Here is a 12,949-nt window from a genome sequence, read left to right as displayed (position 1 = left end):
AATTTTTTTAACCAAGATTTCAAATGGATTTGTAGATTTGACTAGCTTTTTTAATCCATTCTTTTAAGAGAGTAAAAGTTGTATCTGACATGCTTTTTACCTTAAGAGTTCTTTCTAATCTACCAATTTTGCGTTCTAATTCGTAAGGAGTAGATGCTGATAATGATTTGATAGAAGATATACCACAATGTAAAAGTAGATATGCTTGCGGTGGAGAAATTCCAATTTCTTTTTTAAAAATAGCAATGGCTCTAATTTTCTTAAGATTATTCAATGTACAAAGTGATGATTTTCTTTGAATCTCATTTATGTCTAGGTCTGAAAGATTACTTAACTTTTCAAAATCAGTAAAATTATTTTGGATAAAAAAAGATTTCTCATGTCTAAAGTTACTTGGCAAAAAGTCTAAAAATTTTTTAATTTTCATTTTTAAGAGATAAATTCATTTTGATATTTTTTTGCACTTCTCCTATTATGACTGGCTTACTTACATCATCCGAAATTTTTTCAAGTTTCCTTATCTTTATATTTATATTCGCACCCGACCGGCTTCCTTTCATGAGGTTCTCCGATAATTGTTTTAAAGTTGGTTCAATAGATTCTTCTGGGAAGTCATCATCTGCTTTAGCAATAATCAAATCGAACCCGTTGTCATAAACAATTGGTACATATTTTGCACCTTCTATTAAAACTTTTTCTGAGTAACTTTGTATAAATGCCCAACTACTCAAAGAAAGCAATAATGAAAAGATAGTTGCTCCAATAATTCTAAATTTAAAGCCAAAATTAAATATAAAAGCTGTTATGGTGCTGATAAAAAGAAATATTCCTAAGAATCCAAAAATTTTTGGTGTGTTCTCTAATAGTTCAAAAAAAGACATTTAGTGGCTTTGCCCTGATTAATTTCTTATATTTTGTAAGCCTACTCTATTTTTGGGCTCTAACTTGAAAAATATTAGATCTCTAAATTTTAATATAAAAATTCTATTAGTAGGGATGTTTTTGTCCGCAGGATTTTTAGGCACTTTTTTATTAAATAATTTTTTGAGGGATAATTTTAACTCTAGGAAATCAGATCTTGAAGAAAGTGTTGAGAATTTTTTAAATAAAAAGGTTTCTTTAGGTGATTATTCTGGGATTAGATTTCTAGGTTTCTCTCTGGGGAATTCAAAAATTGTGGATAAAAGAAATATTGATTCTGGAATTACAGCTAAGAATTTATATATAGGTATTATGCCTTTTAGATCTTTTTTAAAACAAAAATGGATATTAAAAATAACGCCTGAGCAAGCTGAAATTAATATTGATAAAGAATTTTTTAAAAGGGATCAATCTTATAAAATATCTCGAAGCAAAAAAAAATCAAAATCAAAGTATGAATTAAATTTTAATTTGAATAAATATTCAATTCTAAATCTTAAATATTCAGGATTAAAAACAAAAGTAAAGGGTAATTTTATCTATAAGTCAATTAATAGACAAATCATTGCAAATGTAAAGTCTAATTTTGATGGGAAAGGTTTTTTAAAGATAAAATTCAATACAAAGTTAAATCAAGACTTTTTAAAACTGGTTTTATTCTCAAGGGGTTTAGATCTTGAAAACTCTGAATATATTATTGGTAACAAAAAAATTAGTTTTAGAAAAGGAAATTTTGAATCTAACTTTAGATTTAATAAATTATCAAATCAAACATCTTGCAAAGGAAAATTCTCTTTTACTAATTTAAAAATAAAACCTGAAGCTTTCTCAGAGAGTATAAATTCAGATTTAACTAGGTTTGTTTGTGAAGATAAGAATTTAATTGGAAATTCACAAAACTTAAATTATGGAACTTTAAATTCAAATTTTAATCTAAATGTACCATTAAATAAAAGTTCTAATAATATTAATCTAAAAGGCAGTATTGGATATATTGATAGTCTTAATCCAGATATTAAATTATCCGGTAAAATTCCTTATTGGTTTGATAGAAGGGGTATTAATTTTGGTGATATTGAGTCTAACTTTAAGATAAATAGAACTCAATTATCAAATTTAAATATTTTTCGAAAAAATGATATTAGGGGGTTCATTACTGCTAAAGGCGAATTAAAAGGAAAAATTAGAGATCCTGATATTTCAATAAACTTTAATCTTGATTATCCGCACTATAAAGGTATTCGTATTAGAGAGACATGGGAGGGAGATATTAAAAATGATAATAAAGAATTTCTCCTAAATATGAAAAATAGATATTCTCCAATCCCTTCATTTCTATCAGTCAAGTTTAATTCTGAACTTAAAATAGATAATGCAAATTTTGTTAGAGTTTTCAACTCAAATAAAGGGAGCATAAGTATAGTCAAAGAGAATGAAAGTTATAATTGGAGAGCTGATAATTTTCCTCTTGATGAACTTGAATTATCTATAAACAAAAATCAATTCGATAGGATTAGTGGAATTATTAATGGTGCTGGATTAATATCTTCAGACCAGTCATATTTGGATGGTCGACTTGCTTGGAGTTTAGCTGAATATAGAAATATAAAATTAGCGAATTCATTATTTAATTTCAGATTAAAAAATAATTCTTTTTATGTAAATTCTTCATTGTATCCAATCGATGGAGGAGTAATAGAAGTTGAATATGATCAAGATAAAAATAATTTAATAAATTCAGAATTCAAAAATATAAGTACCAGTTGGACAATACTAACTGCTATTGATATTTTTAATTTTGATAATAAAAAAGTTATCCCAACAAGAAAATCTAATATTTTAGAAGATCTGGAAATAAATAAAGATAATAATCCTTTTAAAGAAAAGATAGATTTTATAAATAACATTATTGCAAATAATAATTTGCGAGAGGATAAATTTGATTTACAAAAATATTTTAATAAATTCAAAAGTAGATATAACGCAAATATAGCTATTAAAGGCGATAAAGCACTCAACTATAAAATAAATGTAAAATTGAATGGATATCTTGATGTTTCTAGAGATGATCACAAAAATGATAAAGAGGAATTTTCTATTGATTTGGAAGGAGGATTATTAAGCGGTAAAGGCGCCTTAAATATCAAAAATCTACCAATAAGTTCTGCAAATATATTCTTAAATAAACCAAAAGATTTTCTTGGAGGATTAGATATGAATTTATTTTATAATCTTGATACACAATCTTTCTCGAGTAGAATTTTTTCTAATAATTCATTCATAAAAAATAAACAAATACTATTTGATGAAGGTCTAATTGAACTTAATAATTCTATTTTTGATGTTGAGTTTTCATTGCTGATAGATGATTCCGAAATCCCCATCCTTATAAAAGGATCAATACCCATAAATAAATCAGATAACTTAGACCTAAGATTGGTAGGAAATGAAAGATTTATTGATTTAATAGATATTTTTGCCGCGGACTATTTCACTTTTAAAAATGGTGATTTTAATTTCAGAATGATAGTAAAAGGGACTATAAAAAAACCCGTATTAAATGGATTTGTCGTAATTAAGGATTCTGAAATCGATTTTTACAACACATTAATAAAAGATATAAATAGTTTGATAATTTTTGATTTTGATTCTTTAGAGATTAAAAATTTTCAAGCTAAGACAGAAGATTCTGGGAATATTTTCATAAAAGGATCTTTGCCTTTTTATATTAAAAATGATTCTCGGAAGGAAGAGATTAATTTGATAACAAATAAATTTACTTTAAAATCAGAAAATTACAATTTCTTAGTAGATTCCGATATAGATTTAAGTGGATCATTCGAAAATCCTGTTTTAGGAGGTAATTTATCTCTTAATAACGGATTTATTAACTTCAATAGCAATAATCAAAATAATAAATCAGATAAAAATAATATAAAAAAGGAAGAAAAAAAGGACTGGCCAGAACTTAACTGGAATACTAAAAAGAATATTGAAATAATTTCAAATGAAACAATTTTAAATTCTGTTCTTTTAGGAGAAACATTACCAAATTATTTGGATAATTTGAGTTTTAATAATCTTAAATTAAAACTTGGTCCAGATTTTAAACTTCAATATTCAGAAATAGTTCAAGCTTATTTAGATACTAAATTAGACCTTAATATAAATGGAAAGGTAGGAAAAGATTTAAATGCTAGGGGGCTGATTTACCTTAAAAAAGGTAGAGCTAATCTATACACTACTCCATTTAAACTTGATAAAAATAAAGATAATTATATTTTATTTGCATCAAGAAGTGGTGTTGTTCCTTATATTAATTTTTCTCTGGTTAGTAAAGTTCCAGATTCTATAATACCAATAAGTGAAAATAATCAGGATTCAAACATCTCAGATGATCTTGACGTAAATGCGGCTTCGAGTGGTTTTGGATCATTTGGGATTGGCAATTCGAGGCTTATAAAAATCGAAGCATCTTACGAAGGATTTTTGGATCAATTATCTTTTGAAGATGAAAATAAAAGAATCCAATTAAGGAGTACGCCAAGTTATAACAGATCACAAATAATTGGTTTAATTGGAGGTAACTCTGCAAATTTAATAAATAGAGCATTTATTTCTCAACTTAATAATGCTGATGCTTTTAGTGAAAGATTTCAATTATCTTTATATCCAGCATTAATAGAAAATAATGACTCATTAAATAATATATTTTCCAATGAAAATTTAGATTTAGAAAATGATGGGCAGTCATCTTCTAATGAGGAATTTTCTTCTCAAGCTTGGGTAGCCGAACTAGGACTAGATATTACTGATGCGATAAATTTTGCCTTTCAAACGGTTCCAGGTAGAGATGATATTTCACCTTTAGGAATTTTGACTTTTCAGGCAAATCCAAACCTTGAATTATTAGGTTCTTATGATTCCAATGGGGATTGGAAAAGTCAGGTTCAATTATTTTTTAGATATTGACTCAGAAAGAAATTTACTTTTAAGAATCGTTAATTTGAATTATTATTAAACTAAATAAAAAATGCTATGGCTAATATTTTTGAAGTTCCTCAACCAGGTAATGATCTTTTAGAAAAAGCTGAGAAAGTTCGTTTGGCATCAATAAAAATAAGTCAGACTGAAAATCAAAATCGAATTAAAGCCTTAAATTCTATGGCTGATTATCTAGAAAAAAATTCTAAAGAAATATTAGAGGCTAATAATGCTGATTATTCAAGTGCAGAAAAAAAAGGTATTTCTAAGGCTTTACTTTCTAGGTTAAAGTTATCAAAATCAAAATTAAATTCAGGAATTGAAGGAATAAGAAAAGTTGGAGACTTAGCTGATCCTGTAAATCAAGTTCAAATAAAAAGAGAGCTTTCGAAGGGGTTGATCTTAGAGAGAAAAACCGTACCAATTGGAGTTTTAGGGGTTATTTTTGAATCAAGGCCAGATGCTGTGATGCAGATAAGTTCTTTAGCAATAAGATCAGGTAATGGAGTAATGCTAAAAGGCGGCAGTGAAGCCAATTTAACAAATACTTCAATAGTGAAAGCATTGAAAGAAGGTTTAAATGAATCAGGCCTTGATGAAAATGCAATATGTTTACTAACAAGCAGAAAAGATAGCATGGCGATGTTAAATCTTGAGAAATATATTAATTTAATAATTCCAAGAGGAAGTAATGAATTAGTTAAATTTATTCAGGAGAATACAAGAATTCCTGTGCTAGGCCATGCTGATGGAATTTGTCACTTGTTTATAGATATTGATGCAAATCTAGAGATGGCTTTATCAGTCGCTTTGGACAGCAAAATTCAATATCCTGCAGCATGCAATGCTATCGAAACTCTATTAGTCCATAAAGATATCGCACCAGCTTTTTTAGAAAAAGCTATACCTTTATTTAATTCTAATGATGTTAAATTAATTGGAGATAAGAGATCAGTTGAATTAGGGTTAAAGTATGAGGCTAGTCTAGAAGATTGGGAAACTGAATATCTGGATTTAATTTTATCGATAAAAATTGTTGATGATCTTGAGGAAGCAATCACACATATTCAAAAATATAGTTCAAAACATACAGATGGAATAATTACTGAAAATTCAAATACTGCTAATAGATTTATGAATGTAGTAGATAGTGCAGGTGTTTTTCATAATTGCTCTACTAGATTTGCAGATGGGTTTAGATATGGATTCGGAGCTGAAGTTGGTATATCTACTCAAACTCTTCCACCAAGGGGACCTGTAGGTCTAGAAGGTTTGGTAACTTATAAATATTTCCTGAAAGGTGATGGTAATATAGTTGATGATTTTTCATCAGGAAAAGCTATCTATACACATAATGATTTTTAAAACTTTTTAAGATGGAAACTTTTTTAAAAATTGAGAATATTAAACTTTGGGCAAGGGTTGGCGTTCTTGATAAAGAGAGAGAATTAGGACAACTTTTTATTTTAGATATATTTTTGTGGACTGATTTTGAAAAATGTACAGTAAGTGATGATATAAAAAAAACAGTTGACTATTCAAAATTAGTTCAAATTTTAAAGGAACAATCAAAGAAAATATATTGTTTCACAATCGAAAAATATTCAAACTCAATTTTAGAAATCATTGATCAGGAATTTAAGCTTTCTAAAATTAAAATTATTCTGACAAAATGCAATCCTCCAATCACAGGTTTCGATGGGAAGGTTTCAATAGTAAGAATTCTTGAAAATAATTAAAGTATTGGAAAAAAGAAATCCCATTATATTGATTCATGGTCTTTGGAATACTTCAAGTATTTTTTCTTCTATTACATCAAAACTTGATGCTATTGGCATTGAATATTTTGCCCCAACTCTTGAGCATTCATTTGGAATGACTTCAATTCTGGATTTGACTAATAAATTAAACGAATTAATTTTAGATAAATATGGTTTAGAAAAAGAAATAGATATTTTGGGATTTTCTATGGGAGGAATAATTGGTAGGCACTGGCTTCAAAAATTTTATGGGTATAAAAGAACAAGAAGATTAATATCTATAGGTTCCCCTCACAAAGGAACTTTGATGGCTCAATTAATACCTAAATACCCCTTTAGAGGTATATCTGAAATGAAAATAAATAGTAAGTTTTTAAGAGAACTCGCAAATAATGATTTTTTTCTTGATGAAATTGAGTGTATAAATTTTTTTACTTATTGGGATATGATGGTTTTCCCTGGCTGGTGGACAAATTTAAATTTTGGAAAAAAAATATCAGTAAAAGTATATAAACATAGAAACCTTGTAAGAAATAAATCCGTGGTTGACAAAGTAATCGATGAAATTATTAAGTAGTTCCAGATAGACCTAAGTGCCTTATTAAGGAATCGGTTTGTGGCGCTCTTCCCCTAAATAGTTTAAATATTTCTAATGGAGGTAGGCTTCCTCCTAAGCTAAGTATTGTATCTTTGAATTTCTTTCCTATTAACTTTAAATCTTCAGAGCTTTCTAGATCAGCTTCTTCAAACATTGAAAATGCATCAGCACTAAGAACTTCAGCCCATTTATATGAGTAATATCCTGCAGAATATCCGCCAGCAAATATATGACTAAAACAACAAAGGAAGTGATCTTCTTGAATCGGTTCAATAACAGTAGTTTGTTTTGCAATTTCTCTTCTTATTTCATTCGCTGTTTTTCCTTCGTTTTTATCAATATTACTGTGCAATCTGAGGTCTGTTATTGCAAAATGTAGTTGTCTAAGAGTAGACATACCACAATTAAAAGTTCTATTCTTTAGGAGCTTTTCAAAATTCTCATCGGATAATTTTTCTCCTGTTTTATAGTGCTTAGCAATATTCATAAGTGTATTTTTGTGAAAACACCAGTTTTCCATAAATTGACTTGGAAGCTCGACTGCATCCCACTCAACGTTGTTGATGCCAGCTGCTTGAGGAAGATTTACAGTAGTAAGCATGTGTTGAAGACCATGGCCAAATTCATGGAAAAGTGTCTGAACTTCTTCAAAACTCATCAAACTAGGTTTGTCTTTTGATGGTGGAGTCTGATTACAAACGAGATAAGCTACCGGTAGGGTCTTTTTGCCAATATTATTTTTATTCAAACATTCATCCATCCAAGCCCCTCCCCTCTTTGATTCAGGTCTCGAATATGGATCTAGGTAAAATGATGCTATTTTGTCATTGTCTTTATTGAGGATATTAAAAAATAAAACGTCATCATTCCACAGAGGTGCCTCACTAGTAGCCTCGACTACTTTAATTTCAAAAAGCTTTTCACTTAATTTAAATAAACCTTTTAAAACATCATTTAGTGGGAACCAAGGTCTCAAAGATTCTTGATCCAAATTGAGCTTTTCCTTTCTAAGAAGTTCAGACCAATAGCTAATATCCCATGGCTCCATATTCTGTGATTTTGGAAATCCATTAGCTTTAGAAAACTTATCGAGATTTTCTAATTCAATTTTTGCGGTTTTGAATGCAGGCTCTCTCAATTCTTCTAAAAGGTTTTCAACATTTTTAATTTCTTTCGCCATTTTCGTTGACAAACTTAGTTCCGCCCAACTTTCATAACCGAGAAGATTAGCCTGTTGTGTTCTAAGAGATAATATCTCTTCAATGATTTGAGAATTATTTTTTTCTCCTTGAGATGCCCTACCAACGAATGCCTTATATAGCTTCTCTCTAAGGTTACGGTCGGTGGCATATGTCATAAATGAAGTATAAGTTGGAATATCTAGACTTAATTTCCAAGGACCATTTTTCATATCGACTTCTTCATCTTTTTTTAAGTGGTTGTGTGCAGAAATTGCCATCAACTCAAGTACTCGTTCAGGAAGACCATCGACTTCAGATTTTTTATTTAATATTAAAAACCATTTATTAGTAGCATCAAGAACATTATTGCTGAAGTCTGTTGAAAGCTTTCCAAGCTTTTCTGAAATGTTGTTGAATTCTTCTTGATTATTCTTTGGTAGTGAAATTCCTCTATGTTGCATCTCAAGAATTTCTTTATCCAAAATTCTGTTTTTGATTTGATCAAAATTATTTGTCTCTTTAAGCTTGACTAAGGAATTGTAAATTATTTTACTTTGTCCGAATTTATTACTCAAGCTAATAATCTCTGGAAGAAATTTTGAATAAATTTCTCTTAGACTTTCAGAATTTTTTACTGCATTTAGGTGACTTATTACTCCCCAACTCCATCTAAGAATTTCATTGAGTTCATTTAAGGGGTTTATTACATTATCCCAATTTAAATCATTGTGAATCAAATAGTTAGATAAATTTCTCTCTATGTTTTTAAAATCTTCAGCTATCTTTTCTAGTACTACTGGAAATTGTTTACTTATGCTTTCGGGAGTAAATTTCTTAAATTCAGGTAATTCTCCATATTTAAAAATTGAGGTATCCATTTATTAAAAGAATCTAATTAACTAAAGTTGGTATTAGCCCTATTAATTTAGCTAAAGTGAGTTGCTGACTGAGAGCATTCGTTGAAGATTCATATAAATTTATTGCGATTTTTGGCCAAAAACCTATCACTAAAGTAGGCAACAATAAGCTGAACCCAATAGTCAATTCTCGACCATTCATCTCTTTAACTTGAGCTAGTGCAGGAATTCTAGGGCCAAAGAAAACTCTTCTACACATTGATAGGAGGTAAATTGGTGTTAAAACTAAACCTATGGCTGCAATAAGAATAGTGATTGATCTAAAGATAGAACTGAAACCTTCTTGACTAGTGATTCCTAAAAATACAGTAATTTCACTTATAAATCCGCTCATCCCAGGTAGTGCTAGAGAGGCTAAAGAACTTGCCAAGAAAAAAGCAAAAGTTATTGGCAGGACCTTTGCTAAACCACCCATATTTGGTATTGAAAGAGTATTTGTTCTTTCATAGAATGAGCCCGTAACAAAAAACATAGCTGCAGCTATAAGTCCGTGGCTTATCATTTGGAGCATTGCTCCGCTTATACCTAAAGCATCTACAGCACCAATCCCTAATAGAACAAAACCCATATGACTTACAGAGCTACATGCAATTCTCCTTTTAACATTATCTTGTGCAAATGCATTAAGAGCTCCATAAATAATATTAATGATTCCAAGAATAATTAACGCAGGTGCAATTTGAAGATGTACTTCAGGCAGTATTTGAACATTGAATCTTAAGAGGGCATAACCTCCCATTTTTAAAAGTATTCCGGCGAGTAACATTGAAACAGGAGCATTAGCCTCTCCATGTGCATCGGGTAACCAAGTATGTAATGGAAAGATAGGAAGTTTTACTCCAAAACCAATTAAGAATCCTAAATACGATAATAAAGCTAGGCTACCCGTTGCATGTTTATTGGTTAAATCCGTAATGTTTAAAGTAAAGGTATCACCACTCAAGGCAAGCGCTAACCCACTTATGAGTATTAATAAAGAAGCTAAAGCTGTATAAAGTATGAATTTAGTGGCCGCATATAATTTCTTTTTCCCTCCCCAAATCGCAATAAGAAGATATACAGGAACTAATTCAAGTTCCCATGCTAAGAAAAATAATAGAAAATCTTGAGAAAGGAAAACTAGTGCCTGTGCTGATGCTTGGACTAATAAAAGAGCAAAATATAAATTAGATTTTTTCTTAATTTTCCAACTAGCCGCAGCTGATAAAAATGTAATTAACCCACTTAATGCTATTAAAGGAGCAGATAACCCATCTACGCCAAGAGACCACTCTAATCCTATTGATGGTAACCAGGAAGTTCTTTCTACCAGTTGCAAAGAGCTATCTGAGGTATTGAATTTTTGAAAAAGGACGCCAATTATTAGTAAAAAATCTATAAATAAAAAACTTAATGAGATATTTCTAGGGAGTGTATTATCTTCTCCTTCTTTTGAACTCAAGAAAGGCATTATTAATGCCCCAATTAAAGGCAGTAAAACAATAGATGATAGCCAAGGAAAAGATTCTAAATTCATTTATATAATGAATAATTTTTTTATTCTAGTTGAAGTTGTACTAGCTTGAGACTATAACATTAAAAATGCATAAGTAAAACTACTTACTAGAGATAGTGCTAGATTGGCTGCCGATTGTTTGAACGTTTAAGAACGGGGCTCTGCTAGCTACACCTGACTTCTCCCATGCTTTAACCATGGCTTGACTAACGTTTTTACCATTTTCTTTTTTACACAAAGCTAAGATACTTGGCCCAGCCCCACTAATTGCGCATCCTAGAGCACCAGCATCTAGTGCTGCATCTTTAACTTCTAATCCACCCTTAATAAGTTTCCATCTGTAGGGTTCATGTAGCTTATCAAACATACCCTCTTTTATAAGTTCTGCATTTCCTGCTTTTAAGCCGTTTAGTAACAAAGTAAGTGCCCCCATATTTGTCACTGCATCAGATATAGGTACATTCTTGGGCATAACCTTTCTTGCTTCACTCGTGCTTAGACGAATTGCAGGAATTGCTACAACAGCTTTAATTGAATCGTGCCAATCACATCTAATGATTCTCCATCTCTGAGAAGAAGACCTGGCTGTCAGGCAAAGCCCACCCAAAAGAGAGGGAACTACATTATCAGGATGACCTTCTATATCAATGGCAAGTTCAAGGAGTTTTTCTTTGGACAATGGAGAGTTCATTATTGCATTTGCTCCGATTAGTCCGGCAACTATGGCTGTAGCACTACTCCCTAGCCCGCGTGCTGGCGGCACTGCCAACTTAACTCTTGCTTCAAGTGCAAAAGGATCCATATTTGCGCTCTGCCATACTTTCTGAGCTGCTCTAAAAACTAAGTTTTCAGGTCCTCCTCTTAAGTGATTACCATCTGTACTTTCCATTATTAAATCAAATCTATCTCCACCACCTTCAATTCTTGTAAAAATAAACTCATTATACAAATCTAAGGCTGCCCCAAGACAATCGAATCCAGGCCCTAAATTGGCAGTTGTGGAGGGCACTGTTACCCTTATTTTTTTACCTACTTCAGGAATAGACATTTTTTGTTTTTAAGTTTTCAAAAGCATTTTTGCTCTGCAGGCTGCACTAAAAAGTCCAAACTCTTCATCTAAAATTACTTTCATAGGTATTGTTTTAAGAATATCTTTTAATCTTCCTTTGTCGAAAAATTGTTTTAAAAATAAATCTGATTTAAAGTTTTTGAAATGTTTTGATGAGGTTCCTCCAGAAATCCATAACCCGCCAAAGCATAATTCTTGAAGAGCAACATCTCCCAATAAAGAGGCATAAGCGCCTAACCAAATCCTCTCAACTTCAATCATTATCTGATCCCCTTCTTTTGACAGTTTACAAATTTTTTCAGGTAGTTCTTTTCTCGCAGTATCAAAAATTTTAATTTTTTTTAAATACTCTTGCAGAGGATGGTTTTGCGCATCAGGTTTGCTTAGTCTCCATTCGGCTATTCTTGATAAACCAGTGCCGCTAATAATTCTTTCACAAGATATCCTTTCAACTTTTAGGTAATTTTTAAGCCAAATTTTTAATTCCCATTCTAATTTTGACTTTGGAGAGTATTCAACGTGTCCTCCTTCGCTGGCTAGAACTTTTACTTTATTTCCTGATATTAAACCTCTTGCTATGCCCAAACCAGTACCGGCTCCAACAATGGCATGCAAATCATTGTTAGGACCTTCAGAATGGGATCCATTTTGGATAGTTGAATATTGATTTTTTTTTAAAAAAGGTATTCCATAAATTTGTACTGCAAAATCATTAATAAGCTCGCATTGTTCAAATTTAAATTTATTTTTTAATTCATTTCCTGAAATGTTCCATGACAAGTTCATGATTTTTGCGTAATTCTTAGATAAAGGACCAGCGACAGCGAAACATGCAGAAGAAGGATGGGTAATATTTTTGCATTCATTTTTAAGAAAATCTTCTAGAATCAGTTCAAAAGAATCCCAATCAGAAGATACATATTTCTTTTTGAATAACAATTTAGGCGAATCATCATTTATTACTCTTTCGAATATTCCCAATAGAACCTTGGTACCTCCTAAATCACAAGCCAGAAAATTCATC

The 12,949-nt window shown here is 30.6% G+C and carries 10 protein-coding genes; 4 read left to right on the top strand and 6 right to left on the bottom strand.

Going from position 1 to position 12,949, the window contains the following annotated elements:
• Positions 1-19 precede the first annotated feature (19 nt).
• Positions 20-427, bottom strand: a complete 408-nt coding sequence (locus EV01_RS01300; protein WP_032517721.1) for a DUF4332 domain-containing protein — start codon at positions 425-427, stop codon at positions 20-22.
• On the bottom strand, positions 417-881 hold the full coding sequence (locus EV01_RS01305; RefSeq protein ID WP_032517720.1) for a DUF2518 family protein: 465 nt from the start codon (positions 879-881) through the stop codon (positions 417-419). The genes EV01_RS01300 and EV01_RS01305 overlap by 11 nt, the downstream gene beginning before the upstream one ends.
• 115 nt (positions 882-996) lie before the next feature.
• Here EV01_RS01305 and EV01_RS01310 point away from each other — a divergent pair, with 115 nt between their 5' ends.
• The 4 genes from EV01_RS01310 to EV01_RS01325 all read left to right on the top strand — a co-directional run bounded on the left by EV01_RS01310 (position 997) and on the right by EV01_RS01325 (position 7,242).
• Entirely contained in the window at positions 997-4,893 is a 3,897-nt protein-coding gene (locus EV01_RS01310) for a translocation/assembly module TamB domain-containing protein (protein WP_032517820.1), read from the top strand.
• 66 nt (positions 4,894-4,959) lie between these two features.
• Complete coding sequence (locus EV01_RS01315; protein WP_032517719.1) at positions 4,960-6,270, top strand: glutamate-5-semialdehyde dehydrogenase; 1,311 nt, start codon at positions 4,960-4,962, stop codon at positions 6,268-6,270.
• 11 nt (positions 6,271-6,281) lie between these two features.
• On the top strand, positions 6,282-6,644 hold the full coding sequence (gene folB / locus EV01_RS01320; RefSeq protein WP_032517718.1) for a dihydroneopterin aldolase: 363 nt from the start codon (positions 6,282-6,284) through the stop codon (positions 6,642-6,644).
• A gap of 4 nt (positions 6,645-6,648) precedes the next feature.
• The gene (locus EV01_RS01325) at positions 6,649-7,242 is read left to right on the top strand and encodes an esterase/lipase family protein (protein ID WP_032517819.1); all 594 of its coding nucleotides are present in this window, start codon (positions 6,649-6,651) and stop codon (positions 7,240-7,242) included.
• On the opposite strand, the gene EV01_RS01330 is transcribed toward EV01_RS01325, so the two are convergent.
• The 4 genes from EV01_RS01330 to EV01_RS01345 form a co-directional block, all read right to left on the bottom strand.
• Positions 7,235-9,322 (bottom strand): M3 family metallopeptidase, encoded by a 2,088-nt coding sequence (locus EV01_RS01330; RefSeq protein ID WP_032517717.1) that lies wholly within the window; start codon positions 9,320-9,322, stop codon positions 7,235-7,237. The two genes, EV01_RS01325 and EV01_RS01330, sit on opposite strands and share 8 nt — an antisense overlap.
• Positions 9,323-9,335: 13 nt before the next feature.
• A complete protein-coding gene (locus EV01_RS01335; RefSeq protein ID WP_032517716.1) occupies positions 9,336-10,877 on the bottom strand; it encodes an NAD(P)H-quinone oxidoreductase subunit 4 in 1,542 nt (513 codons plus the stop codon).
• 79 nt (positions 10,878-10,956) lie between these two features.
• A complete protein-coding gene (thrB, locus tag EV01_RS01340) occupies positions 10,957-11,904 on the bottom strand; it encodes a homoserine kinase (RefSeq protein WP_032517715.1) in 948 nt (315 codons plus the stop codon).
• A 9-nt stretch (positions 11,905-11,913) separates the two neighbouring features.
• Positions 11,914-12,948 (bottom strand): glucokinase, encoded by a 1,035-nt coding sequence (locus EV01_RS01345; protein WP_032517714.1) that lies wholly within the window; start codon positions 12,946-12,948, stop codon positions 11,914-11,916.
• Position 12,949 lies beyond the last annotated feature (1 nt).

It is taken from the genome of Prochlorococcus marinus str. MIT 9401 (genome assembly GCF_000760095.1).
GTDB lineage: Bacteria > Cyanobacteriota > Cyanobacteriia > PCC-6307 > Cyanobiaceae > Prochlorococcus_A > Prochlorococcus_A marinus_I.
Note: the sequence above shows the minus strand (reverse complement) of the source record. Positions and strands in the feature narration are given on the sequence as shown.